The following is a 23,642-nucleotide window of genomic DNA, read 5'->3' as shown; positions in this document are numbered from 1 at the left end:
TCCAATAACAAGAATTCCGGGAGCCCGCCATGTCGGTCGATCCGCAACAATTGCTGCGCGAGCTGTTTGCTACAGCCATCGACGCGGCCCATCCGCAGCACGTCCTCGAAGCTCATTTGCCCAAAGATCGTAGCGGTCGGGTGATCGTCATCGGCGCCGGTAAAGCCGCAGCGGCCATGGCTCAGGTAGTCGAGCGCTGCTGGCAGGGTGAAGTGTCCGGCCTGGTGGTGACCCGTTACGGTCACGGCGCCCCGTGCGAGAAAATCGAAGTGGTCGAAGCCGCGCACCCGGTGCCGGATGCGGCTGGTTTGGCTGTCGCAAAGCGGGTGCTGGAACTGGTCAGCGACTTGAGCGAAGACGACCGCGTGATCTTCCTGCTGTCTGGCGGTGGATCGGCATTGTTGGCACTACCCGCCGCCGGCATCACCCTCGCCGACAAACAGTCGATCAACAAAGCCCTGCTCAGATCCGGCGCGACCATCAGCGAGATGAATTGCGTGCGCAAGCACCTCTCGGCGATCAAGGGCGGTCGTCTGGGCAAAGCCTGCTGGCCGGCCACGGTTTATACCTATGCGATTTCCGATGTACCGGGCGACCTCGCCACGGTCATCGCGTCCGGCCCCACCGTGGCCGACCCGAGCACCTCGGCCGAAGCACTGGCGATCCTCAAGCGTTATGGCATCGAAGTCCCGGCCTCGGTGCGTAACTGGTTGCAAAGCCCGGAGTCGGAGACGGTCAAACCCGGCGATCCGAGCCTGGCCCGCAGTCATTTCCAGTTGATCGCCCGCCCACAGCAATCGCTCGAAGCGGCCGCGGTGAAAGCCCGCCAGGCCGGTTTCAGTCCGTTGATTCTCGGCGACCTGGAAGGTGAATCCCGGGACGTGGCGAAGGTCCATGCGGGCATTGCGCGGCAGATCGTCCAGCACGGCCAGCCGCTGGCAGCGCCGTGCGTGATTCTGTCCGGCGGCGAAACCACCGTCACTGTGCGCGGCAATGGCCGTGGCGGGCGCAACGCTGAATTCTTGCTGAGCCTGACCGACAGCCTCAAAGGCCTGCCCGGCGTCTACGCGCTGGCCGGTGACACCGACGGTATCGACGGCTCCGAAGACAACGCCGGCGCCATCATGACCCCAGGCAGTTACGCCCGCGCCGCCGCCCTCGGTCTGAGCGCCAGCGATGAACTGGACAACAACAATGGCTACGGCTATTTCGCCGCGCTGGAGGCGCTGATCGTCACTGAGCCGACCCGCACCAACGTCAACGACTTCCGCGCCATCCTGATTCTCGAGAGCACTAAACATGACGCCTGATAAGAAGGTCAAAATCCTCGCCACCCTTGGCCCGGCCACCAACGGGATCGACGACATCCGTGAGCTGGTGCAGGCCGGGGTCAATATCTTTCGCCTGAACTTCAGCCACGGCGATCACGCCGACCACGCCCTGCGCTATCAATGGATTCGTGAAGTCGAGCGTCAGCTGAATTACCCGCTGGGGATACTGATGGACCTGCAAGGCCCGAAATTGCGGGTCGGCAAATTCGCCCAAGGCAAAGTGCAGCTGCATCGCGGTCAGGCCTTGCGTCTGGACCTGGATCCGACGCCGGGCGATGAGCGCCGGGTCAACTTGCCTCACCCGGAAATCATCGCCGCGCTTACGCCTGGCATGGACCTGCTGCTGGACGACGGCAAGCTGCGCCTGCGGGTGGTGACCAAATACGCCGACGCCATCGACACCACGGTGCTCAATGGCGGCGAGCTGTCGGATCGCAAAGGCGTCAACGTGCCGCAAGCGGTGCTGGATCTGAGCCCGCTGACCGCCAAGGATCGTCGCGACTTGAGCTTCGGTCTGGAGCTGGGGGTGGACTGGGTCGCGCTGTCGTTCGTGCAACGCCCGGAAGACATCCGCGAAGCCCGCGCACTGATCGGCGACAAGGCGTTTTTGATGGCGAAAATCGAGAAGCCATCGGCCGTGACTCAATTGCGGGAAATCGCCGAATTGAGCGATGCGATCATGGTCGCTCGCGGTGACCTGGGCGTGGAAGTGCCGGCCGAAAGCGTGCCGCAGATTCAGAAAAACATCATCAGCACCTGCCGCCAACTCGGTAAACCAGTGGTGGTGGCAACGCAGATGCTGGAGTCGATGCGCTTCTCCCCGGCCCCGACTCGCGCTGAAGTCACTGACGTCGCCAACGCGGTGGCCGAAGGCGCGGACGCGGTGATGCTGTCGGCGGAAACCGCGTCCGGCGAGTATCCGCTGGAAGCTGTGCAGATGATGAGCAAGATCATCCGTCAGGTGGAAAACGGCCCGGACTATCAGACCCAACTGGACGTGAGCCGACCGAAAGCCGAGGCCACGGTGTCCGACGCGATCAGCTGCGCGATCCGCCGCATCAGCAACGTGCTGCCGGTGGCGGTGCTGGTGAATTACAGCGAGTCCGGCACCTCAAGCCTGCGTGCAGCGCGGGAGCGGCCGACGGTGCCGATCCTCAACCTGACGCCGAATTTGCAAACCGCGCGGCGTTTGACGGTAGCGTGGGGCGTGCACTCGGTGGTCAATGATCGGCTGCGCCAGGTGGATGAAGTGTGCTCGACAGCGTTGGAGATTGCCCAGGCACAGGGGATGGCTCAGCGGGGGGATACGTTGTTGATCACGGCGGGAGTGCCGTTCGGACAGCCGGGGTCGACCAATTCGTTGCGCATTGAGACGTTGATTTAGCGCCTGTAACGGCCCCATCGCGAGCAGGCTCGCTCCCACAGTTGATTTGTGTGTTCACAAATTTGGCGACTGAACAGAGATTCAGTGTGGGAGCGAGCCTGCTCGCGATGCAGGCGACACGGTTCCTCTGACACACAGACCTAAAATGCCTGCCCACCACTTCAACACCCAATGCCCCGACTGGGCCACTGCCCTGCTCAATGGCTTCAGCCAGATCTTTCTCCAGCGCCATCCGCTGTGCGGTCTGCTGTGTCTGTTGGCGATTCTGTTCAGCGCTCCGGCCCTGCTCGGCGGTGCGTTGCTGGGAGGGGTTGCCGGGTTGCTCACCGCGCAACGTCGCGGTTACACCAAGGTTGATCGTCAGGCCGGGCTGTTCAGTTACAACGGTATTCTGCTCGGTCTGCTACTGAGCCTTTATTTCCCGTGGTCAGCGTTATTGCCGCCGCTGATCATTGCCGCTGGCGGCCTGAGTGCGATGCTCACCCAGCAATGGCTCAAGCATTCGCGCGCTCATGATTGCCTTCCCGCCTACACCGCGCCCTTCGTCGGGATAAGCTGGTTGCTGCTGTCGTTTGCCGCTCCCCAGCAACCCGCGCCGCTGATCGAAATGACCACATTCAACTTGCTCGCCGCGTCATTGAAAGGGCTCGGTCAGGTGCTGTTTCTTGATCATCCGCTGGCCGGTGCTCTGATTGCCATGGGTTTGCTGATCGCTGACCATCGTGCCTTCCTGTGGGCGCTGCTCGGCTCCGCTGCCGGCCTCGGTTTCGCCCTTCTGCATCACGAAACATCAACCGCGCTGCTGGGTTTGAGCGGCTACAACGCCGTGCTTGCCGCCCTCGCCTTCAGCCAAAATCGTCGCCAGCCTTGGCTGCCATTGTTGGGAATCCTGCTGGCGGTGTTGCTCACGCCGGGGTTCGTCGCACTGGGGCTGGCAACGCTGACGGCACCCTTCATCCTCGCCTGCTGGCTGATTCGCGCAGGCATTCGGGTGTTGCGTCAGGCCGCCATGGACAGCGCGCCTTGCGCTACCGGGGAGAATCGACCTAGGCTTCGCTGATTCTTGGTTCAGGCGTTTTCCATGGACAGCAATAAAAACTGGCGTGAAGACCTTTACGTCATCATTTTCCAATCCGATACCCCGGCCGGTCGCCGCTTCGACAGCATTCTGTTGTTGATCATCCTGGCGAGCCTGGTGATCGTGATTCTGGACAGTATCGACAGCGTTCATCAGAACTACGCCGACATACTGGCGTACATCGAATGGGGCTTCACCATCGTTTTCGCCATAGAATACGGTCTGCGCCTGTACTGCTCGCCCAAGCCGCTGCGCTATGCGTTCAGCTTCTATGGGCTGGTGGACTTGCTGGCGATCGTGCCCGGCATTCTTGCGCTGTATTACAGCGATGCGCAGTACCTGCTGATTATCCGGATCATTCGGATGCTGCGGATTTTCCGCGTGCTCAAGCTCAGCCCGTATCTGAAGCAAGCCAACTATTTGATGACGGCGTTGCGCGGCAGCAAGCAGAAGATCGTGGTGTTTCTGCTCAGCGTCAGCACCCTGGTGACAGTGTTCGGCACGCTGATGTACGTGATCGAAGGCCCGGAACACGGCTTCACCAGCATCCCCAAAGGCATCTATTGGGCCATCGTCACACTGACCACCGTGGGCTTTGGCGATATCCGTGCCCAGGACGCCATTGGGTCAGGTGGTTTCGTCGCTCGTGATGATCACCGGTTACTCTATCATCGCCGTGCCCACAGGGATCTTTACCGCGGAATTGGCCAACGCCATGCGCGGCGAACAATTGCAACACGATTGCCCGACCTGCCAAAAAAACAGCCACGAACACGGCGCCGCATTTTGCTCCCGTTGCGGCAATGCGCTGTTCAAGAAACTGGAATAAGCAAAGTGCTTTTTAATCTTTAAAGGACTATGCGAGCCCGGCTATAGTCGCTGCCTTTGATAACTGACAAATAACCTGTAGGAGCTGCCGCAGGCTGCGATCTTTTGATCTTGCTCTTGAAAATCAAGATCAAAAGATCGCAGCCTGCGGCAGCTCCTACATAACTGAACAAGGAATGCGCAGTGAAAAAACTCTTTGGCGCCTCACTTCTGGCCGCTGGCCTGGTCTTGGGCAGCGTGGCTCAGGCTGCACCGACCCTGCTTAATGTTTCCTACGACGTGATGCGAGATTTCTACAAGGACTACAACGCTGCCTTCCAGAAACACTGGCAAGCCGAGCACAACGAAAACATCACACTGCAGATGTCCTTCGGCGGTTCCAGCAAACAGGCGCGTTCAGTGATCGATGGCCTGCCGGCGGACGTCATCACCATGAACATGGCCACCGACATCAACGCCCTGGCGGACAACGGCAAACTGGTCCCGGACAACTGGGTCACGCGCCTGCCAAACAACAGCGCGCCATTCACCTCGGCCACCGTGTTTATCGTGCGCAAAGGCAACCCGAAAGCATTGAAAGACTGGCCCGACCTGCTCAAGGACGGTGTGCAAGTGATCGTCCCCAACCCGAAAACCTCGGGCAACGGCCGCTATACCTACCTCTCGGCCTGGGGCTATGTGCTAAAGAACGGCGGTGATGAGGGCAAGGCAAAGGACTTCGTTGGCAAGCTGTTCAAACAGGCACCGGTGCTGGATACCGGCGGCCGTGCGGCCACGACTACCTTCATGACCAACCAGATCGGCGACGTGCTGGTGACCTTCGAAAACGAAGCGGAAATGATTGCGCGTGAATTTGGTCGTGATCAGTTTGAAGTGATTTACCCAAGTGTTTCCGCTGAAGCGGAACCGCCGGTGTCCGTGGTCGACAAAGTGGTCGAGAAAAAAGGCACTCGCGCTGCTGCCGAGGAATATTTGAAGTACCTGTGGTCGCCGGAAGGTCAAGAAATTGCGGCGGCCAACTACCTGCGTCCGCGTGATCCGGCGGTATTGGCCAAGTACACCGATCGCTTCCCGAAGGTTGATTTCCTTTCGGTGGAGAAGACCTTTGGTGACTGGCGCACTGTGCAGAAGACCCACTTCAATGATGGTGGGGTTTTTGATCAGATTTACAGCGGTCAGTAATTCCTGAGCCCAATGAAAAGGCGACCTTCCCGGGTCGCCTTTTTTGTAGGAGCTGCCGAAGGCTGCGATCTTTTGACCTTGATCTGAAAATCAAAATCAAAAGATCGCAGCCTTCGGCAGCTCCTACGGGAGATTGGGTAATGCTGTTACATCAGAGGCGTTACGCCGTCCTTGCCCGCCGCAATCGAGCATGCAATCGGTTCAAATAAACGGCCTCTCTCAATCATTCTTCAGAGGCATGATTACTATCACCCTGTTCCCTCTTCCGCCGCTCCAGCCAGCCGATTAGCCTCTGCGCACTTCTTCTTGTTCAACGAGACCCGTTTATGAATCCAACGTCTCAGGTGTCCCTCGGTACCGCGACAATGACCCGAGGCATGGTGCTGCTCTTCGCCTTCTGCTGCGGCGCCATCGTGGCCAACATCTACTACGCCCAGCCGATCATCGGCCTGATCGCGCCGGACATCGGCCTGACCGACACCATGGCCAGCCTGATCGTTTCGCTGACGCAGATTGGTTATGCGCTGGGTCTGTTCTTCCTGGTGCCGTTGGGTGATCTGCTGGAAAACCGCCGCTTGATGATCATCACCACCGTGGTGGCGATTGCCAGTCTGTTGGGCGCGGCATTCACCGATCAGCCGAACGTGTTTCTGCTCATCTCGTTGCTGGTGGGGTTCAGCTCAGTGTCGGTACAGATCCTGATTCCACTGGCCGCCCATCTGGCGCCGGAAGAATCGCGCGGCCGCGTGGTCGGCGGCATCATGGGTGGTTTGCTGCTGGGGATTCTGCTGGTTCGACCAGTGTCCAGCGTAATAGCCGACCACTTCGGCTGGCGTGCGATGTTCATCATCGCTGCGGTATTGATGGCGGCCATCAGCATTGTGCTGGCCCTGACCATCCCCAAGCGCCAGCCTGATCACAACGCTTCTTATGGCCAGTTGTTGGGTTCGCTCTGGACGCTGTTGCGTCAGCAGCCGGTGTTGCGTCAGCGCGCATTTTACCAAGCCTGCATGTTCGCCACATTCAGCCTGTTCTGGACTGCGGTGCCGCTGGAGCTGTCGCGCAATCATGGCTTGTCGCAAACCCAGATCGCGATCTTCGCCCTGGTCGGCGCCATCGGCGCGATTGCCGCCCCCATCGCCGGTCGACTGGCGGATGCCGGCCATACCCGCATCGCCTCGCTGCTGGCCCTGCTGTTCGCCAGCCTGAGCTTCCTGCCCGCCTTCATCCACCCGGTCTACAGCGTTATCGGCCTGGCGGTGACGGGGGTGGTGCTGGATTTCTGCGTGCAAATGAACATGGTCCTCGGCCAGCGAGCGGTCTATACCCTCGACGCTAAAAGCCGCGGCCGTCTGAATGCGCTGTACATGACCAGCATCTTCATCGGCGGCGCGTTTGGTTCTTCGATGGCCAGCGCCGTGTATGAGCATGGCGGCTGGTTGTGGATCGTGATTGTGGGTAGTGCGTTTCCGCTGTTGGCGTTGTTGCGGTTTTTGAGCGTTTCGCAGAGGCGTTCGTTGGCAACGGCTTAGGACGCTAAAAGCTTCGCGGGCAAGCCTCGCCCCTACATTTAGGGGTAATGGTATGAGGCTTGCCCGCGAAGGCGATTCGGTTGATACCCCTCAATGCCGAACCAGCTTCTCCATCGCCGCATCCGCGAGAAAGGAGGAGCGGCTTTTGACATTGTGCTCTCGCACATAGCGGTCAATGCGCTGGATCACGTAGCCAGGCAGCGTCACGTTGACCTTCTCGGTCTTGCCCAGATACGGCGAGATGTCGAGTTCCAGCATCCCCCACCCCATGTCGGCAAATTCCGGATTCACGCGGTGCGCAGCCGCTGAGGTCGGCATCGGAATTGACTCCCCGTTTGCCGTGATCTCCTGCAGCATGATGTGGGCAATTTCGACCGCCGCGTTGTAAGCCTCTTCAAACGTATCCCCGGCCGTTACGGCACCAGGAATATCGGGGATCTGAATACCGATGGCGGTGTTCTCGTCGCCCCACTCGATACAGATTGGGTATTGCATTATGGATCTCCTGCCAAACTGGCTCCCGGGCAATAAAGCCCGGCTCGCCTCCTGATGCTTTTGACCGTCCCGACCGGCAAATCCTTCTTCGGATGAGGGACGGGTATCGTGTAAGGGTTGTAACGGTGAGTGAAGATGTGATGACTGCCGGTGACCCGGTCCAGTGTCCAGCCCGCCTCTATCAGTTCCTTGATCAATAACCTGCTCTGCACCACCCGCCTCCTTGCTCCGGCCCAACAAAAAATAACCCTAGAGTTACTTTTACTCAAGCACAAAAACCCGGATCACGACGCTCGGTTGTTTTACAGGGTGTTGATTCGATCGGACCTACGTCGAGGATGCTCTCTCTCTTCAGGCTGAAAAGCGCTTCTCGCCGAGCAAGCAGAAGCGTTAAGGACAGGATACGAGTGAGGCACTCCCCTTTTGCCGCTGTATATGACGCATGTGTTTTGTACCCGCCCCCTGAACTACACAATCAAGATCAAAAGATCGCAGGCTTCGCCAGCTCCTACCTTTGCGTACACACGCCGTTCATCGTCGTACGCGATCCTGTAGGAGCTGGCGAAGCCTGCGATCTTTTCAGCCCCTCAAAAAGCAAAACGGCGATCCTCAGATCGCCGTTTCCATTCACTGCCCGAATTTTCTGCCTAACCCACCCGGCACGCCATGGATGTCCGTTTCTTCCCATGGCCCGTTGGGGCTGATCGAGCGACTCCAGCCGTTGTTCCAGCGGTAGTAGGTGCGCTGGCGGTAGAAGGTGTTGGTCTGATCATCGAGAACGTAAACGCCGAGTTTCGCGTCCCAATGGCTATTACCCCCTGGTGGGGGGGCAAAGCTGGCGGAAGTGCGTGGAATCGGCTTGGACGGTTTGACCGGGATGCTCGGTTTGCTCGGTGTCGTCGTTGGAGGCGGTTTGGTGCTTGGTCCCGAAGGCGGGATTGGCGGCAGCCGTGTGGGCTCGGGCTGCTGGACCGCACAGGCGCTTAACCCCAAAACCATACTGAGGAGAGTGATACGAGCGATGGCGGTCATGGTGGTGCTTCCTGTTATTTATCCGGGCTGTCGATGATCAGTTTTTGTTGCGCGGTGGTGCTGGTGGGCAAGGGTTGGCTGCGACCGATCCATTCGCCGGCAGTCGGTTGGCCAGCGCGGGAGATGCGCGCAACCAGTTGGACTTCAGGGAAGTTCGACAGTTTCAACTGCGGCATCATGGCGTCGGCATCACCCAGTTCAACGGTTGCCGGCAAGTCGGCGACAGTCAGACGCTTGGCGGCCAGCGGTGCGGGCGGGCCGGAGATGGCGCGGGCGAAGATGAACACGCTGTCACCCGGTTGGACTTTGGCTTTGAGCTCTGGCGAAAGTTCGACTTGCACTTTGAGCAGCGCTGCAGCTTTAACCGCAGGCGCTTGGGCAACCTTGCCACCGCTGGCTTCCAGCTTCTCGGCGGCCCGAGTAATGCCGCCTTGCAGAGCGACGCGGGATTTATCATCCGGCGGCAGTTGCGCCAGCAGGCGGTTCCAGTAGTCGATGGCGTCCTGATAACGCTCGCCTTCAAAGGCCGCGATGCCCAGCAGACCGAGGCTGGTGACTTCTTTCGGATCAGCTTTCAGCGCTTCGTCGGTCAGGGCCTGGACCTTGTCCGACCACTTCTTGCCATCGGCGAAATATTGCGCCTGGGCCCACTGCCCGAGCAGTTCCGGCTGCCGCCCGGCCAGAGTCACTGTGCGCTCGAAGATCTTCGCCGCATCGCCCGGACGGTCCTGAGCCATGTAGGTGCGGCCGAGGAAGTACAGGCCCTCGGCCGAATCCGGTTGGGCGGCGACCGCACGCTCCAGGCGACGGGTCATCTCTTCCATCGACTGCGGTGCCTGAGCGAATTCGCGGGTCAGCTCGACCTTGTCGCTGGCGCCGAAATGCAGGTACAGCCCAAGGCCCAACACCGGCACCAGAATCGCCGCCAGCAATGGCAACGGCTTGCCCAGACGCGACACGCGCGGCGCCTCGAGGCCTTCGGTGTCGGCGAGCAGTTCACGGGCAGCTTCGGCGCGGCCGGTGTCCATTTGTTCGGCGTTAAGCACGCCCTCTTCCTGCTGAGTCTGCAACTCAGCCACGCGCTCCTGATAAAGCGCGACGTTCAGTGCCGTGCGGTCCTCTTCCAGCTGAGCGCGACGACCGCGCAGAACGGGGATCAGCAGAAAACTCAGGGCAACCAGGAGCAGCAGGCCTGCAGCGAGCCAGAAATCAATCATTCTTGGTTTTATCCAACAGGTGGTCGAGGCGCTCGCGCTCCTCGGCAGAAAGCGTGTCCGGGCTGTCAGTGCGTTGCACGCGACGACGGCGGACGATCACGGCGATGATCACAAAACCGCCCAGCAGCAGGCCGGCGGGGCCGAACCAGAGCAGTGCGGTTTTGGCGTTGAGGGCAGGTTTGTAACGGACGAAATCACCGTAGCGGTCGACCATGAAATCGATGATTTGCTGATTGTCCTTGCCCTCGCCGAGCATGCGAAAAATCTCTTTGCGCAGGTCGGCAGCGATTGGGGCATTGGAATCGGCGATGTCCTGATTCTGGCACTTGGGGCAACGCAGCTCTTTGGTCAGCTCGCGAAAACGCTCACGATCGCCTTCTTTGGCGAACTCGTAGGTGTCGATGGCCGCGTGGGCCACACCGGCCATGCTCAAACCCAGCACGGCGGCTGCAATCCAGCGCTTCATGGCTTGGCCTCGTCGACCAGCGCCTGATACTTGGCCGCCAGTTTTTCGCGCCAGACTTGTTCGTCGATCACGCCGACGAATTTGTCGCGGATGATGCCCTTGGCGTCGATGAAGAAGGTTTCCGGAGCGCCGTATACGCCGAGGTTCAGGCCCAGGGTGCCGGCATCGTCACGGATATCCAATTGATACGGGTTGTGGAATTCGGCCAGCCATTTCAAGGCATCAGCGTTGACGTCCTTGTAGTTGACGCCGTAGATCACCACGCCTTGCTGCGCCAATTTGTTCAGCACCGGGTGCTCGACCCGGCAGGAAATGCACCAGGTGCCCCAAACGTTGACCAGTGCCGGTTTACCCAGAAGATCGGCTTTGGTCAGGGTTCTGTCACCCTGCACCGAGGGCAGCGAAAACTCCGGGAACGGTTTGTTGATCATCGCCGAAGGCAGCTCGGCCGGGTTCAGGTACAGACCCCGATACAGAAAAACAGCAACCACCAGAAAAATCGCCAGTGGCAACAGCATCAACCAACGTCTCATGCGGTGGCTCCCGTCATGCCAAGTGCTTCACGCACGCGGCTTTTCACCTTGACCCGATAACGGCGATCCAGCGCCGCCAGCAAACCGCCGAAACCTGTGAGCAACCCGCCGAACCAGATCCAGCGCACGAACGGTTTGACGTGTACCCGAACCGCCCAGGCGCCCTCGCCCAGCGGCTCGCCCAGCGCAACGTAAAGGTCACGGGTAAAACCTGCGTCGATCCCGGCTTCGGTCATCACCGAGTTCTGCACGGTGTAGAGGCGTTTTTCCGGGTGCAGCACACTGATGACCTTGCCATCGCGGATCACCCGCACGGTGCCTTTGTCGGAGGTAAAATTCGGCCCTTCGAAGTGCTTGGCGCCTTCGAACACAAACTGATAACCGGCCAGGCTCATGGACTCACCCGGCGCCAGGCGCAGATCGCGCTCGGCACTGTTCTGGCTCGACAACACGACACCCAGCGCGCATACGGCAATGCCCAAATGCGCGATCTGCATGCCCCAATAGCTGCGGGTAAGGGTCGGCAGACCTTTGATCAAACCCTTGTGACGCGTTTTGTCGAAGATATCCCGCACACCGGCCAGCAACACCCAGGCAGCCAGCATGAACGTCGCCAGCACCGCCCAGTTGAAATCGCCGTAAGCGACACCCGCCACCACGGCCAGCGCAGCGCTGCCGAGCAACACCGGGGTCAACATGCTTATCAGCCATTTGACCGGCGTGTCTTTCCAGCGCACCAGCATGCCGACCGCCATCACCACCATCAGTATTGCCATCAACGGAATGAACAGCGCGTTGAAGTACGGCGGGCCGACCGACAGTTTGGCGCCGGTCATTGCGTCGAGAATCAGCGGATACAAGGTGCCCAGCAGGATCATCGACGCGGCCACCACCAGCACCAGGTTATTGCCCAGCAGCAGGGTTTCCCGGGACCAGAGGTTGAAGCCGACGTGGCTCTTGACCACTGGGGCGCGCAGGGCAAACAGCGTCAGCGAACCACCGACCACGAACAGCAGGAAGATCAGGATGAACACACCGCGCTCAGGATCGGAGGCAAAGGCGTGAACCGACGTCAGCACGCCGGAACGTACCAGGAAAGTCCCGAGCAAACTCAATGAGAACGCGGCGATCGCCAGCAACACGGTCCAGCTCTTGAACACGCCACGTTTTTCCGTGACCGCCAATGAGTGAATCAGCGCCGTGCCCACCAGCCATGGCATGAAGGATGCGTTCTCCACCGGGTCCCAGAACCACCAGCCGCCCCAGCCGAGTTCGTAATAGGCCCACCAGGAGCCCAACGTAATACCGATACCGAGGAAGGCCCAGGCCACGATCGTCCACGGACGGGACCAGCGCGCCCACGCCGCATCAAGACGACCGCCCAGCAGTGCGGCGATAGCGAAAGCGAAAGCCACGGAGAAACCGACGTAACCCATGTACAACATCGGTGGGTGAACAATCAGGCCGATGTCTTGCAGCAAGGGATTGAGGTCGCGCCCATCCGTCGGCATCTGCGGCAGGATGCGTTTGAACGGGTTGGAGGTCATGATCAGAAACAGCAGAAAACCGGTGCTGATCATGCCCATCACGGCCAATACGCGAGCCAGCATCACTTGCGGCAACTGCCGGGAGAACACCGACACCGCGAAGGTCCAACCGCCGAGGATCAATGCCCACAGCAGCAACGAACCTTCATGAGCGCCCCAGACCGCGCTGAATTTGTAGTACCACGGCAAGGCGCTGTTGGAGTTGCTGGCTACATAAGCGACGGAGAAGTCGTCCGCCATGAACGCGTAAGTCAGGCAACCGAAAGCGAACAGCAAAAACGCGAACTGCCCCCATGCTGCGGGCTGAGCCAGGCTCATCCACAGACGGTCGCCACGCCAGGCACCGAGCAACGGCACCACGGCTTGAACCAGCGCGAAACACAGCGCCAGGATCATGGCCAAGTGGCCGAGTTCGGGGATAAAGATGCCGGAAGTCATCGATCAACCCTCCTTCGCGGGTGTTGGGGCGGATTGACCACTGTCTTTCAGCGCCTTGGTCACTTCCGGCGGCATGTACTTCTCGTCGTGCTTGGCCAGCACTTCATCAGCCACCACCACGCCGTCAGCGTTGAGCTTGCCGAGGGCGACGATGCCCTGCCCTTCGCGGAACAGGTCCGGCAAGATGCCGCGGTAGCTGATGGTCACGGACTTGTTGAAGTCGGTGACGATGAATTTCACGTCCAGGGAATCGCCGGAACGTTGTAGCGAACCTTTCTCGACCATGCCGCCCGCGCGGATGCGTGTGTCTTGCGGCGCTTCGCCGTTGGCGATCTGGGTCGGGGTGTAAAACAGATTGATGTTCTGCTGAAGGGCGCTCAGGGCCAGGCCGACGGCAGCGCCGACACCGACCAGGATCGCGAGAATGATGATAAGACGCCTTTTACGCAGCGGATTCACTTGCCGTTCTCCCGGCGCAGACGACGCGCCTCTTGTTGCAGATACCGCTTGCGGGCCAGGATCGGCGCCGCCACGTTGAGGGCCAGCACCGCCAGGCTTATGCCATAGGCTGACCAGACATACAGGCCGTGATGGCCCATGGCGAGAAAGTCGCCGAATGAAGCGAAACTCATCGAACGGCCTCCAGACTGTGCTGCACTTCGGTTTTCACCCAGCTCGCCCGGGCTTCGCGCTTGAGCACTTCAAGGCGCATGCGCAGCAACAGCACCGCGCCGAAGAAACAGTAGAAACCCAGCGCCGACAGTAGCAGCGGCAGCCACATCTCGGCGGGCATCGCCGGTTTTTCGGTGAGGGTGAAGGTCGCGCCCTGGTGCAGGGTGTTCCACCACTCCACCGAATATTTGATGATCGGGATGTTGATCACGCCAACGATCGCCAGCACCGCGCAGGCCTTGGCCGCACTGTCACGATTGCTGATGGCGTTGCCCAACGCAATAAGACCGAAGTACAGAAACAGCAGAATAAGCATGGACGTAAGTCGCGCATCCCAAACCCACCACGAACCCCAGGTCGGTTTGCCCCAGATCGCGCCGGTGACCAGCGCCACGGCAGTCATCCAGGCACCGATCGGCGCGGCGCATTGCAGGGCGACGTCGGCCAGCTTCATCTTCCACACCAGCCCGACGATGCCGCACACGGCCAGCATCACGTAGATGGACTGCGCCAGCATGGCGGCGGGAACGTGGATGTAAATGATGCGAAAGCTGTTGCCTTGCTGATAGTCCGGCGGCGCGAAGGCCAGCCCCCAAACCACGCCGATGCTGATCAGCAGCAACGCCGCGACGCTCAGCCATGGCAGCAGTTTGCCACTGATGCCGTAAAACCATTTGGGCGAGCCGAGCTTATGAAACCAGGTCCAGTTCATTGCTGTTTCCATCACGGGTGCTCTTCGCTTTGAAGAGCCAAGGGTCTTTACTGATCAAAATTTGACCAGACCTCATTATTCGCCGACGCTGATCTTCAGGCCAGCAGCTATTGCAAAAGGTGTCAGGGTTATCGCCAGGGTGGTCAGGCTACCAAGCCACAAGAGATAACCGGTCGCCGGCATGCCCTGCAATGCCGCCTGCAAGGCGCCACTGCCGAGAATCAACACCGGGATGTACAGCGGCAGAATCAGCAGCGCCAATAACAGGCCACCGCGCTTCAATCCTACCGTCAACGCCGCGCCCACCGCACCGAGCAGGCTCAGCACCGGTGTACCGAGCAATAAAGAAAGCAGCAACACCGGCAGACAGGCGGCAGGCAAACCAAGCATTAATGCCAGCAAGGGTGCGAGCAAAACCAGCGCCAGGCCGGAAAACGCCCAGTGTGCCAGCACCTTGGCCAAAACCAGAATAGGCAGGGGGTGCGGCGAAAGGACCCACTGCTCAAGCGATCCGTCTTCGAAATCACTGCGAAAGAGCCCGTCCAGCGAGAGCAAGACCGATAAAAGCGCTGCCACCCAGACCAGCCCCGGGGACAAGGTTTGCAACAATTGAGGCCCCGCGCCGACCGCCAACGGGAACAAAGAGACGACGATGGCGAAGAACACCAGCGGATTCGCCAATTCGGCAGGACGGCGGAACAGCAAACGTGCCTCGCGGGCGACCAACAGGCCGAAAACACTCATACGGCCCAGTTCCCCAAATCAATGTCACGATAGCCGGCAGGCATTCGGGTCAGCGTGTGGTGAGTGGTCAGCACCACCATGCCACCTCGCTCGCAGTGCGCTGCCAGGTGTTCTTCGAGTTGCGCCACGCCTTGTTTGTCGAGCGCGGTAAACGGCTCATCGAGGATCCAAAGCGGCGGGCTGTCCAGATACAACCGTGCCAACGCGACGCGACGTTGCTGACCGGCAGACAGGGTATGGCAAGGAACATCCTCGAAACCGCGCAGCCCCACCGCCGTCAGCGCCTGCCAGATCGCCTCATGGGAGGCCGGTTGATGCAAGGCGCAGAGCCAACTGAGGTTTTCCTCGGGGGTCAGCAGGTCCTTGATGCCGGCGGCATGGCCGATCCACAACAGGTTGCGCGCCAGTTCGCTGCGCTGTTCATTCAGTGGCAAGCCGTTGAGCAGCACCTGCCCGGCAGTCGGATGCATCAAGCCGCAAAGCAGACGTAAAAGACTGGTCTTGCCGCTGCCGTTGGGGCCGCTGATCTGTACCATTTCGCCACTGGCCAGTCTCAATTCGAGATTTTCGAAGAGCAGCCGAAGGTCTCGCTCACAGGCAAGGGCAACGGTTTGCAGAACAGGACTGGTCAAGAGATCACGGGCCTTTTGCGGTTCAAGTCGGCGGCAGGGCGGCCGCTAAAGAGATGCAGCATAGATGCATTGGCGGCTTGTTCTAGAGAGCCAGGTCAAACAAATGCAATGTTTTCGCCACTCCCCGAAGACGGGCGGCATTATACATGCCATGCCCTACTCTAAAGAGTGCATTTTCCTCAGGTTGTGACCGCGTATGACAGGCGAAATGAACATCCTCCCGCTGCCGCCGACCACGCCCGCGACTTCGCGGCCGCTGGTGGTGAGTGGTGATCTACTCAAGCTGCTGACGCCGATGGAGGGCCTGATCTCCGTTGGGCAAACCGCCAAGGCTGAAGTGCTGTCGCTCAAGCAGACGGATCAGACCTTTCAACTGTTGCTCAAGGTCACCCTCGACAGCGGCCGCCAGACCACGGTCCAGGCCACCAGCACTCAGCCGTTGCCCCAAGGCACCAGCCTGGCGATTACCCAGCCATCGGCGGGCAACCTGGCGGTCACGGTGCAACAGGCCATCGCCTCCAGCGTTGCGACGCTCACCCGCATCGACACGACGCAACTGCCGGTCGGCACCTTGCTGCAAGGCAAAGTATTGACCTCTCAGGTCATGCCGCAGGTGCCGGGTCAGCCGACGGTGTTTCGCTCGATGGTGAGCCTGCTCAATACCGCGCTGAGTGGCAGCACGCTGAGCATCGACAGCCCGACGCCACTGCGCATCGGTACCTTGCTGAGCGCCTTGGTGCAGGACACCCAGACCCTGAAGTTCGTCCCGTTGAGCAGCCGTCAGGAACAGTTGGCGGTGACGCAGCAATTGGTCAGCCAGCAAAGTCGCCAGGGCTCTTTGGATGGCTTGCTCAAAGTCCTGCAAAACCTGCCTCCATCGGATCAGACCTCCAGCGCCCTGCGCGCCGCCGTAGACAAATTGCTCGCCGGCCTGCCGGACGTTCAGCAATTGAGTACACCAAAAGGCCTGGCCCAGGCGTTGGCCAACAGCGGTCTGTTCCTTGAAGCGAAACTGCTGACGGGGCAAAACCCGACGCTGGCGCCAGACATGAAGGGCGACCTGCTCAAGCTGATCGCGCAACTGACGCCGGGCCTGCCGGCCAATACCAATCTCAACGCGATCATCGCCGCCAATACACTGGCACAAGCGCTGCCCAGCTTCGTGCGAAGCGCCTTGGGAATGCTTGGGCAAGTCAGCGCCAAACCGTCGCCGACCAGTTTCCCGCTCCCCGAGCGCCTGCTGCAAAGTCAGGATGGTGAAGGCGATCTGGAACATTTGCTGCGCCTGGCGGCGGCGGCCGTCTCGCGCCTGCAAAGCCATCAACTGTCGAGCCTGGAACAGACCGGCCTCACCGACGACGGTCGGCTGCTCAGCACCTGGCAACTGGAAATCCCCATGCGCAACCTGCAGGACATCGTGCCATTGCAGGTCAAATTCCAGCGCGAAGAAGCACCGGAGAAAGAACAACCGCACGAACGCCGCGACGAACACGAACCCAAACAACAATTGTGGCGAGTCGATCTGGCATTCGACATGGAACCGCTGGGGCCATTGCAGATTCAGGCGCAGCTGATCAAAGGCAGCCTCTCCAGTCAGCTATGGGCCGAACGGCCGTACACCGCCAGCCTGATCGAAAGCAATCTGGCCGGGCTGCGCGAACGCCTGCTGGCGTCAGGCCTGAACGTCGGCGATCTGGATTGTCACCTCGGCACACCGCCGCAAGGCCCTCAAACCCGTCTTGAACAACGCTGGGTCGACGAAACCGCATGAACGAATCCGCCACACCGCGCCAGGCCATCGCCCTCAAATACGACGGCACCCACGCCCCTACCCTCACGGCCAAAGGTGACGAGGAACTGGCCGAAGCCATTCTGAAGATTGCCCGGGATTACGAAGTACCGATCTACGAAAACGCCGAGCTGGTGAGATTGCTGGCGCGGATGGAATTGGGGGAGAGTATTCCGCAGGAGTTGTACCGCACGATTGCCGAGATCATTGCGTTTGCGTGGAATTTGAAGGGTAAGTTTCCGCAGGGGCATGATCCGCATGCGCCGATGGTAGAGAAGGACATTACCGAGCACGGGGATGATTATTGAATCTTTGTTGAATGCAAAAAGATCGCAGCCTCGTTGCACTCGACAGCTCCTACATTGGGATGGTGTACACCCTGTAGGAGCTGTCGAGTGCAACGAGGCTGCGATCTTTTGATCTTCAGCTCCTGTGCAACTTACTCATCAACTCCGCCTCAGCCTGAGTCAACCCACAGGACTGCGTCAGCTCACTGACGCTCGCGCCCATCCCCACCAAGCGCGCTGCCTGAGCGAATGAAAGGCTCGACGGATCACGCTGCTCCAGCTGCGCCAGTTTGTCCGGCAACGGCCCGACGACGGCGCGCAGTTCGTGCAGGTCTTCACCCATGCGCACGTTGCCGTTCTGGTAGTCGTCGACGCGTTTGGCCAGGTCCTTGATGCGCTGATCGCGCAGCGCATCGCCCTCGGCCTGTTGCACGGCGATCTGCCGCTGAGCGCGGATGTACGCCAGGAACATCGCCAGCGTGCCTGCCCATAAAAGGAACAGGACAATGACAGCCACCTCAAGAATCAATCAGATACTCTCCAGTTCCGACCATTCTTCTTCGCTCATCATCTTGTCCAGCTCGACCAGGATCAGCAGTTCGTTGTTCTTGTTGCACACGCCTTGAATGAACTTGGCGGACTCTTCGTTACCGACGTTCGGCGCGGTCTCGATTTCCGACTGACGCAGGTAAACCACTTCAGCCACGCTGTCGACCATGATCCCGACCACTTGCTTGTCGGCTTCGATGATGACGATACGGGTGTTGTCGCTGATCTCGGCATTCATCAGGCCGAAGCGCTGACGGGTGTCGATCACGGTGACCACGTTACCGCGCAGGTTGATGATGCCCAGCACGTAGCTCGGAGCACCCGGGACCGGGGCGATTTCGGTGTAGCGCAGGACTTCCTGAACGCGCATCACGTTGATGCCGTAGGTTTCGTTGTCCAGTTTGAAGGTTACCCATTGCAGGATCGGATCTTCAGAACCTTTTGCATTCGTCGCTTGATTACTCATACCCTGACCCCTCGAAAAACCGCTTCTGGCGGTGTGTGTTCTGTAGGCAGCATTCAACAATGCCGTCGCATACTTGTTATGTCGGCAGCTATGTCGGTTTGTGTAGCGGCTTGCTGCCGCTCATGTGCTTTGCCCCGCCGCTGGCGATCAACTCGGCCAGGGCGGAAACGTCCAGCAGCGCACACATGTGCTCAATCACTGTGCCGGCGAGCCATGGCCGCTGACCTCGGTGACTTCTCCATTTGATTTCGTTCGGGTCCAGACGCAAAGAGCGGCTGACCTGATGCACCGCCAGCCCCCACTCGTAGCCCTGAACCGAAATAACGTATTGCAGGCCCTGGCGGAAATCATCGCGATAACGATCCGGCATGACCCAGCGCGCGGTATCCAGTACTTTCAGGTTGCCGGCCTGACTCGGCAGGATCCCGAGGAACCATTCCGGCTGGCCGAACAACGGTGTCAGCTCATGACCGGCCAAGGAATAAATCGAGCCCAGGCACACCAGCGGCACCGCCAGGGTCAACCCGGCGACGTCGAACAACAGGCACTCGAACGGCTCGGCAGCCCATACCGGACGACCGTCGGTTTCCACCGGTGGCGGCGTGTTGCTGGGCGGCAGATGAACTTCAACCAACGGCGGCACCAACGCTTGCAGCAGGGGTGCAATCGTCGACACGGGCGCCAGAATCGGTGCCGGCGCTTCGATCACGGCCACCGCTGCTTTCACCACTGACGCAACGATGGGTGCAACGGCCACGGCCGGTTTCTGCGCATCACGGGCCTGCTCTTCAAGCACGGCAGCCTGGAACTCATCCAGCGCGGCCTCAACCTCGATAACCTCGACAACCTCGGGCAGCGCCTCGACTTCTGGCAACAACTCTTCGGTCGCGTCTTGCAGCAAGCTGTCCAGATAGGACTGGAGGGCCAGTTGCGGACGCGAGGTGATTTTCACCGGACGAGTCATGCGCGCACCATCGTAGGAGCTGCCGAAGGCTGCGATCTTTTGGCGGATTCGAAGGTGTCACAAAGCAAGATCAAAAGATCGCAGCCTGCGGCAGCTCCTACAGGGATTGAGTTCATCTCACGCCACCTGCGGAACAAGTTGTGCCGCCAGCAAATGCTTGAGCAGTGCACGGTAAGCGAGAACGCCACGGCTCTTGCCGTCGAATTGCGAAGGCGTCAGCCCTGCCCGGCTCGCGTCACGCAAGCGGGTGTCGATCGGAATGTAGCCTTGCCAGATTTCTTCCGGGTATTTGTCGCGCAGCACGCGAAGGGTGCCGAGGGACGCCTGGGTGCGACGGTCGAACAGGGTCGGCACGATGCTGAACGGCAGCGCCTGTTTGCGCGAGCGGTTGATCATCGCCAGGGTGTTGACCATGCGTTCCAGGCCTTTGACCGCCAAGTGTTCGGTCTGCACCGGAATCACCAACTGCTGGCTGGCCGCCAAGGCATTGACCATCAGCACACCGAGCAACGGCGGGCTGTCGATCACCGCATAATCGAAGTCCTGCCACAACTGCGCCAGGCTCTTGGCGATCACCAGGCCCAAACCACTCTGGCCCGGCGACTGGCGCTCAAGGGTTGCCAGCGCGGTGCTCGATGGCAACAGGGAAATGCGTTCGTCACTGGTGGGCATCAGCAACTGACCGGGCAAGCCTTGCGGCACACTGCCCTTATGCAGAAACAAGTCGTAGCTGCTGTGTTCCAGGCTGTCGGGGTCGTAACCGAAGTAGCTGGTCATGGAGCCGTGGGGGTCGAGATCGACCACAACCACGCGCTTGCCCGCCTCAGCCAGCAAACCGGCTAAAGCGATGGAGGAAGTGGTTTTACCGACACCACCCTTTTGATTGGCGACTGCCCAGACTCTCATTCGGATTGTTCCTCCCGGTCGAAAAGGTCGACCGAGAAATAGCTCAACGTATTAATGCGGGTGACGGAGAATTGACGGCGCTCTCTCGTCCCGGCGACTTGACCGGAGCTGGTGCAGTTTGTGTGCCAGCCCGCTTCAACGCGGCATCCGGTTGTGCATGAGCCGTTCCGGTACCCGTGAGGCTGCGGCGCACATCGAGATTTCGTGAAACCACCAACACCACCCGACGGTTGCGCGCCCGGCCTTCGGCGGTGGCGTTATTGGCCACCGGCTGGAACTCGCCATAACCCACCGACGCCAGACGACCGGGGTTCACACCCTGCATCGCCAGCATGCGCACGATGCTCGCCGAACGGGCCGAGGACAGCTCCCAGTTGGTCGGGTATTGCGCGGTGCGAATCGGCTGATCGTCGGTAAAGCCTTCGACGTGGATCGGGTTGTCGAACGGCCTCAGGATCGCGGCGACCTTATCGATAATGTTGAAGGCGATGTCACTGGGCATGGCATCGCCGCTGCCGAACAACAGGCTGGAATTGAGCTCGATCTCGACCCACAACTCATTGCCGCGCACGGTCATCTGGTTGGAACTGATCAAGTCGCCGAACGCCGCGCTGATGTCATCGGCAATGCTTTTGAGCGGATCGTTGGCAGCCTGGGCGATACCAGCGTCGACCTGTTCGCTGTCCTTGACCAGCGGCTTGGCCGGGGTCACGGTCTTCGGTCGCTCGTCACCAATAGGGATCGGCTTGAGGGCGCGATCAGAGTCGGTAAACACCCCGATCAACGCCTCGGAAATGACCTTGTACTTGCCTTCATTGATCGAAGAAATCGAGTACATCACCACAAAGAAAGCGAACAGCAACGTAATGAAGTCGGCGTAGGAAACGAGCCAGCGTTCATGGTTTACGTGTTCTTCAGGTTGCCGACGACGAGCCATGAGGTTATTCCCTTAATCCATGAAGCCCTGAAGCTTCAACTCAATAGAGCGAGGGTTTTCACCTTCGGCGATCGACAGAATCCCTTCCAGCAACATCTCGCGATAACGCGACTGCCGCAACGCGATGGACTTGAGCTTGGCGGCAACCGGCAGCAATATCAGGTTGGCACTGGCCACGCCATAGATGGTGGCGACAAAGGCAACAGCAATGCCGCTGCCCAACTGCGATGGATCGGCCAGGTTGCCCATGACATGGATCAGGCCCATTACCGCACCGATGATGCCGATGGTCGGCGCGTAGCCGCCCATGCTTTCAAAGACTTTGGCGGCTTCGATGTCGCGGCTTTCCTGGGTGTAGAAATCCACTTCCAGAATGCTGCGAATCGCTTCCGGCTCGGCGCCGTCCACCAGCAGTTGCAGACCTTTGCGCGAGTAGCTGTCGGGTTCGGCGTCGGCCACCCCTTCCAGACCGAGCAAACCTTCCTTGCGGGCAGTCAGGCTCCAGTTCACGACGCGATCGATGCCGCCAGCCAGGTCCACACGCGGTGGAAACAGAATCCAGGCGAGAATCTGCATGGCGCGCTTGAAGGCGCTCATCGGCGATTGCAGCAGCGCTGCGCCAACGGTCCCACCGAGTACGATCAACGCTGCCGGGCCGTTGGCCAGCGCGCCGAGGTGACCGCCTTCAAGGTAGTTGCCGCCAATGATGGCGACGAACGCCATGATGATCCCGATAAGGCTGAGTACATCCATCAGAGACACGCCTCGACCAGGTGACGGCCGATATCGTCCAGGCTGTACACCGCGTCCGCGAGTTCGGCTTTGACGATCGCCATGGGCATGCCGTAGATCACGCAGCTGGCTTCGTCCTGAGCCCAGATCGCACTGCCGCCCTGCTTGAGCAGACGCGCGCCTTCGCGACCGTCGGCGCCCATGCCGGTGAGTACCACCGCCAGAACTTTGTCGCCGTAGGATTTGGCCGCGGAGCCGAAGGTGATGTCCACGCACGGTTTGTAGTTCAGACGCTCGTCGCCCGGCAGGATTTTCACTGCGCCGCGGCCGTCGATCATCATCTGCTTGCCACCCGGCGCCAGCAGCGCCAGGCCCGGACGCAGGATGTCGCCATCCTCGGCTTCCTTGACGCTGATGCGGCACAGCTTGTCCAGACGCTCGGCGAAGGCCTTGGTGAAGGCTGCCGGCATGTGCTGGATCAACACGATCGGGGCCGGGAAGTTGGCCGGCAACTGCGTCAGTACCCGTTGCAGGGCAACCGGGCCACCGGTGGAGGTGCCGATGGCGACCAATTTGTAGGCTTTGCGTTTCGGCGCTGGAGACGACGGCGTCGCTGCATGGCTGCGAGCCGGAATCGGTGCCGGGGCCGGACGCGCAGGCGCACTGCTGCTGCCGTAGCTGCTGACGCTCGAAGGCGCAGGCGTCGGGGCTGGTGCGGCCACTGGAGCCGGGGCACTGTAGGCGCTGACACGACGGTTACTGCGCGAGATGCTGAGAATTTTCTCGCACAGCAGTTGCTTGACCTTCTCCGGGTTACGCGAGATGTCTTCGAAATTCTTCGGCAGGAAATCCACCGCGCCAGCGTCCAGCGCATCGAGGGTGACCCGCGCGCCTTCGTGAGTCAGCGAGGAGAACATCAACACCGGGGTCGGGCAGCGCTGCATGATGTGCCGCACTGCCGTGATGCCATCCATCATCGGCATCTCGTAGTCCATGGTGATCACGTCCGGCTTGAGCGCCAGCGCCTGATCGATCGCCTCTTTGCCGTTGGTCGCCGTACCGACGACCTGGATATTGGAATCCGCTGAAAGAATTTCCGAGACGCGGCGGCGGAAAAACCCCGAATCGTCCACCACCAGGACTTTGACTGCCATAAACACTCCGTTAGACGGGGCGAGGCTCAGTCGCC

General features: G+C 60.2%; 26 protein-coding genes and 1 pseudogene. 8 read left to right on the top strand and 19 right to left on the bottom strand.

The annotated features are described in order from the left end of the window. Positions 1-29 precede the first annotated feature (29 nt). The 6 genes and pseudogenes from ACZ89R_RS26630 (at position 30) to ACZ89R_RS26605 (ending at position 7,335) form a co-directional block, all read left to right on the top strand. Positions 30-1,310, top strand: coding sequence for a glycerate kinase type-2 family protein (locus ACZ89R_RS26630; RefSeq protein WP_429547591.1), 1,281 nt, complete (start codon positions 30-32; stop codon positions 1,308-1,310). Beyond that, positions 1,300-2,715, top strand: a complete 1,416-nt coding sequence (gene pyk / locus ACZ89R_RS26625; RefSeq protein ID WP_429547592.1) for a pyruvate kinase — start codon at positions 1,300-1,302, stop codon at positions 2,713-2,715. The genes ACZ89R_RS26630 and pyk overlap by 11 nt, the downstream gene beginning before the upstream one ends. A 145-nt stretch (positions 2,716-2,860) precedes the next feature. Continuing rightward, complete coding sequence (locus tag ACZ89R_RS26620; RefSeq protein ID WP_429547593.1) at positions 2,861-3,775, top strand: urea transporter; 915 nt, start codon at positions 2,861-2,863, stop codon at positions 3,773-3,775. A gap of 21 nt (positions 3,776-3,796) precedes the next feature. Then, positions 3,797-4,622, top strand: a pseudogene (locus tag ACZ89R_RS26615) (ion transporter). A 182-nt stretch (positions 4,623-4,804) separates the two neighbouring features. After that, a complete protein-coding gene (locus ACZ89R_RS26610; protein WP_429547594.1) occupies positions 4,805-5,803 on the top strand; it encodes a sulfate ABC transporter substrate-binding protein in 999 nt (332 codons plus the stop codon). Between the two features lie 326 nt (positions 5,804-6,129). Beyond that, the gene (locus ACZ89R_RS26605) at positions 6,130-7,335 is read left to right on the top strand and encodes an MFS transporter (protein WP_429547595.1); all 1,206 of its coding nucleotides are present in this window, start codon (positions 6,130-6,132) and stop codon (positions 7,333-7,335) included. A gap of 90 nt (positions 7,336-7,425) precedes the next feature. Here the strand turns inward: ACZ89R_RS26605 and ACZ89R_RS26600 are convergent, their stop codons facing one another. From ACZ89R_RS26600 to ccmA, 12 genes are all read right to left on the bottom strand, one after another. Next, positions 7,426-7,830, bottom strand: coding sequence for a type II toxin-antitoxin system HicB family antitoxin (locus tag ACZ89R_RS26600; protein WP_429547596.1), 405 nt, complete (start codon positions 7,828-7,830; stop codon positions 7,426-7,428). Next, positions 7,830-8,042: a type II toxin-antitoxin system HicA family toxin gene (locus ACZ89R_RS26595; protein ID WP_427626725.1), complete on the bottom strand. Its 213-nt coding sequence runs from the start codon at positions 8,040-8,042 to the stop codon at positions 7,830-7,832. Before ACZ89R_RS26595 ends, ACZ89R_RS26600 begins: the two co-directional genes overlap by 1 nt. Positions 8,043-8,457: 415 nt before the next feature. Continuing rightward, the gene (locus ACZ89R_RS26590) at positions 8,458-8,862 is read right to left on the bottom strand and encodes a hypothetical protein (protein WP_123496081.1); all 405 of its coding nucleotides are present in this window, start codon (positions 8,860-8,862) and stop codon (positions 8,458-8,460) included. Between the two features lie 14 nt (positions 8,863-8,876). Next, positions 8,877-10,079 carry a c-type cytochrome biogenesis protein CcmI gene (gene ccmI / locus ACZ89R_RS26585; RefSeq protein WP_429547597.1) on the bottom strand — a complete coding sequence of 401 codons (1,203 nt, stop codon included), beginning with the start codon at positions 10,077-10,079 and terminating at the stop codon, positions 8,877-8,879. Beyond that, positions 10,072-10,545 (bottom strand): cytochrome c-type biogenesis protein, encoded by a 474-nt coding sequence (locus tag ACZ89R_RS26580; RefSeq protein WP_007894247.1) that lies wholly within the window; start codon positions 10,543-10,545, stop codon positions 10,072-10,074. Before ACZ89R_RS26580 ends, ccmI begins: the two co-directional genes overlap by 8 nt. Next, positions 10,542-11,078 (bottom strand): DsbE family thiol:disulfide interchange protein, encoded by a 537-nt coding sequence (locus tag ACZ89R_RS26575; RefSeq protein ID WP_429547598.1) that lies wholly within the window; start codon positions 11,076-11,078, stop codon positions 10,542-10,544. The genes ACZ89R_RS26580 and ACZ89R_RS26575 overlap by 4 nt, the downstream gene beginning before the upstream one ends. Further along, complete coding sequence (locus ACZ89R_RS26570; protein WP_429437795.1) at positions 11,075-13,063, bottom strand: heme lyase CcmF/NrfE family subunit; 1,989 nt, start codon at positions 13,061-13,063, stop codon at positions 11,075-11,077. The genes ACZ89R_RS26575 and ACZ89R_RS26570 overlap by 4 nt, the downstream gene beginning before the upstream one ends. A 3-nt stretch (positions 13,064-13,066) precedes the next feature. After that, positions 13,067-13,522, bottom strand: a complete 456-nt coding sequence (ccmE, locus tag ACZ89R_RS26565; protein ID WP_429547599.1) for a cytochrome c maturation protein CcmE — start codon at positions 13,520-13,522, stop codon at positions 13,067-13,069. After that, positions 13,519-13,695 carry a heme exporter protein CcmD gene (ccmD, locus tag ACZ89R_RS26560; protein WP_007894243.1) on the bottom strand — a complete coding sequence of 59 codons (177 nt, stop codon included), beginning with the start codon at positions 13,693-13,695 and terminating at the stop codon, positions 13,519-13,521. The genes ccmE and ccmD overlap by 4 nt, the downstream gene beginning before the upstream one ends. Further along, complete coding sequence (locus ACZ89R_RS26555; protein WP_429547600.1) at positions 13,692-14,447, bottom strand: heme ABC transporter permease; 756 nt, start codon at positions 14,445-14,447, stop codon at positions 13,692-13,694. The genes ccmD and ACZ89R_RS26555 overlap by 4 nt, the downstream gene beginning before the upstream one ends. Positions 14,448-14,522: 75 nt before the next feature. Then, positions 14,523-15,191, bottom strand: a complete 669-nt coding sequence (gene ccmB, locus ACZ89R_RS26550) for a heme exporter protein CcmB (RefSeq protein ID WP_429547601.1) — start codon at positions 15,189-15,191, stop codon at positions 14,523-14,525. After that, positions 15,188-15,823, bottom strand: a complete 636-nt coding sequence (ccmA, locus tag ACZ89R_RS26545; RefSeq protein WP_008072658.1) for a cytochrome c biogenesis heme-transporting ATPase CcmA — start codon at positions 15,821-15,823, stop codon at positions 15,188-15,190. Before ccmA ends, ccmB begins: the two co-directional genes overlap by 4 nt. Before the next feature lie 196 nt (positions 15,824-16,019). Between ccmA and fliK the strand changes: the two genes are divergently transcribed. Both fliK and ACZ89R_RS26535 read left to right on the top strand, forming a co-directional pair. Continuing rightward, positions 16,020-17,594, top strand: a complete 1,575-nt coding sequence (gene fliK / locus ACZ89R_RS26540; RefSeq protein WP_429547602.1) for a flagellar hook-length control protein FliK — start codon at positions 16,020-16,022, stop codon at positions 17,592-17,594. Further along, the gene (locus ACZ89R_RS26535) at positions 17,591-17,920 is read left to right on the top strand and encodes an EscU/YscU/HrcU family type III secretion system export apparatus switch protein (RefSeq protein ID WP_429547603.1); all 330 of its coding nucleotides are present in this window, start codon (positions 17,591-17,593) and stop codon (positions 17,918-17,920) included. Before fliK ends, ACZ89R_RS26535 begins: the two co-directional genes overlap by 4 nt. Before the next feature lie 115 nt (positions 17,921-18,035). On the opposite strand, the gene ACZ89R_RS26530 is transcribed toward ACZ89R_RS26535, so the two are convergent. The 7 genes from ACZ89R_RS26530 to ACZ89R_RS26500 all read right to left on the bottom strand — a co-directional run bounded on the left by ACZ89R_RS26530 (position 18,036) and on the right by ACZ89R_RS26500 (position 23,607). Continuing rightward, positions 18,036-18,428 carry a DUF2802 domain-containing protein gene (locus tag ACZ89R_RS26530; RefSeq protein ID WP_429547604.1) on the bottom strand — a complete coding sequence of 131 codons (393 nt, stop codon included), beginning with the start codon at positions 18,426-18,428 and terminating at the stop codon, positions 18,036-18,038. Continuing rightward, positions 18,429-18,914 (bottom strand): chemotaxis protein CheW, encoded by a 486-nt coding sequence (locus ACZ89R_RS26525; protein WP_007894224.1) that lies wholly within the window; start codon positions 18,912-18,914, stop codon positions 18,429-18,431. A gap of 88 nt (positions 18,915-19,002) precedes the next feature. Continuing rightward, positions 19,003-19,878, bottom strand: a complete 876-nt coding sequence (locus ACZ89R_RS26520; RefSeq protein ID WP_429547605.1) for a CheW domain-containing protein — start codon at positions 19,876-19,878, stop codon at positions 19,003-19,005. Between the two features lie 117 nt (positions 19,879-19,995). Continuing rightward, positions 19,996-20,784 carry a ParA family protein gene (locus ACZ89R_RS26515; RefSeq protein WP_030130563.1) on the bottom strand — a complete coding sequence of 263 codons (789 nt, stop codon included), beginning with the start codon at positions 20,782-20,784 and terminating at the stop codon, positions 19,996-19,998. A gap of 43 nt (positions 20,785-20,827) precedes the next feature. Further along, entirely contained in the window at positions 20,828-21,721 is an 894-nt protein-coding gene (gene motD / locus ACZ89R_RS26510; protein WP_429547606.1) for a flagellar motor protein MotD, read from the bottom strand. 12 nt (positions 21,722-21,733) lie between these two features. After that, a complete protein-coding gene (locus ACZ89R_RS26505) occupies positions 21,734-22,474 on the bottom strand; it encodes a flagellar motor protein (RefSeq protein ID WP_008072647.1) in 741 nt (246 codons plus the stop codon). Next, positions 22,474-23,607, bottom strand: a complete 1,134-nt coding sequence (locus ACZ89R_RS26500; protein ID WP_123496059.1) for a protein-glutamate methylesterase/protein-glutamine glutaminase — start codon at positions 23,605-23,607, stop codon at positions 22,474-22,476. Before ACZ89R_RS26500 ends, ACZ89R_RS26505 begins: the two co-directional genes overlap by 1 nt. Between the last annotated feature and the right edge of the window lie 35 nt (positions 23,608-23,642).

The sequence above is a fragment of the Pseudomonas sp. TE3728 genome, from assembly GCF_056279145.1.
This window is presented reverse-complemented; position numbering and strand designations above follow the sequence as displayed.

What these genes read in the sequence shown, in the direction of transcription:
- ACZ89R_RS26605 (WP_429547595.1), top strand. Translation starts at nt 6,130, where the DNA reads ATGAATCCAACGTCTCAGGTGTCCCTCGGTACCGCGACAATGACCCGA.
- ccmB (WP_429547601.1), bottom strand. Translation starts at nt 15,191, where the DNA reads ATGAGTGTTTTCGGCCTGTTGGTCGCCCGCGAGGCACGTTTGCTGTTC.
- ACZ89R_RS26525 (WP_007894224.1), bottom strand. Translation starts at nt 18,914, where the DNA reads ATGAGTAATCAAGCGACGAATGCAAAAGGTTCTGAAGATCCGATCCTG.
- ACZ89R_RS26535 (WP_429547603.1), top strand. Translation starts at nt 17,591, where the DNA reads ATGAACGAATCCGCCACACCGCGCCAGGCCATCGCCCTCAAATACGAC.
- ACZ89R_RS26570 (WP_429437795.1), bottom strand. Translation starts at nt 13,063, where the DNA reads ATGACTTCCGGCATCTTTATCCCCGAACTCGGCCACTTGGCCATGATC.
- ccmD (WP_007894243.1), bottom strand. Translation starts at nt 13,695, where the DNA reads ATGAGTTTCGCTTCATTCGGCGACTTTCTCGCCATGGGCCATCACGGC.
- pyk (WP_429547592.1), top strand. Translation starts at nt 1,300, where the DNA reads ATGACGCCTGATAAGAAGGTCAAAATCCTCGCCACCCTTGGCCCGGCC.
- ACZ89R_RS26555 (WP_429547600.1), bottom strand. Translation starts at nt 14,447, where the DNA reads ATGAACTGGACCTGGTTTCATAAGCTCGGCTCGCCCAAATGGTTTTAC.
- ACZ89R_RS26505 (WP_008072647.1), bottom strand. Translation starts at nt 22,474, where the DNA reads ATGGATGTACTCAGCCTTATCGGGATCATCATGGCGTTCGTCGCCATC.
- ACZ89R_RS26575 (WP_429547598.1), bottom strand. Translation starts at nt 11,078, where the DNA reads ATGAGACGTTGGTTGATGCTGTTGCCACTGGCGATTTTTCTGGTGGTT.
- ACZ89R_RS26500 (WP_123496059.1), bottom strand. Translation starts at nt 23,607, where the DNA reads ATGGCAGTCAAAGTCCTGGTGGTGGACGATTCGGGGTTTTTCCGCCGC.
- ACZ89R_RS26630 (WP_429547591.1), top strand. Translation starts at nt 30, where the DNA reads ATGTCGGTCGATCCGCAACAATTGCTGCGCGAGCTGTTTGCTACAGCC.
- ACZ89R_RS26600 (WP_429547596.1), bottom strand. Translation starts at nt 7,830, where the DNA reads ATGCAATACCCAATCTGTATCGAGTGGGGCGACGAGAACACCGCCATC.
- ACZ89R_RS26515 (WP_030130563.1), bottom strand. Translation starts at nt 20,784, where the DNA reads ATGAGAGTCTGGGCAGTCGCCAATCAAAAGGGTGGTGTCGGTAAAACC.
- motD (WP_429547606.1), bottom strand. Translation starts at nt 21,721, where the DNA reads ATGGCTCGTCGTCGGCAACCTGAAGAACACGTAAACCATGAACGCTGG.
- ccmI (WP_429547597.1), bottom strand. Translation starts at nt 10,079, where the DNA reads ATGATTGATTTCTGGCTCGCTGCAGGCCTGCTGCTCCTGGTTGCCCTG.
- fliK (WP_429547602.1), top strand. Translation starts at nt 16,020, where the DNA reads ATGACAGGCGAAATGAACATCCTCCCGCTGCCGCCGACCACGCCCGCG.
- ACZ89R_RS26520 (WP_429547605.1), bottom strand. Translation starts at nt 19,878, where the DNA reads ATGACTCGTCCGGTGAAAATCACCTCGCGTCCGCAACTGGCCCTCCAG.
- ACZ89R_RS26590 (WP_123496081.1), bottom strand. Translation starts at nt 8,862, where the DNA reads ATGACCGCCATCGCTCGTATCACTCTCCTCAGTATGGTTTTGGGGTTA.
- ACZ89R_RS26580 (WP_007894247.1), bottom strand. Translation starts at nt 10,545, where the DNA reads ATGAAGCGCTGGATTGCAGCCGCCGTGCTGGGTTTGAGCATGGCCGGT.
- ACZ89R_RS26620 (WP_429547593.1), top strand. Translation starts at nt 2,861, where the DNA reads ATGCCTGCCCACCACTTCAACACCCAATGCCCCGACTGGGCCACTGCC.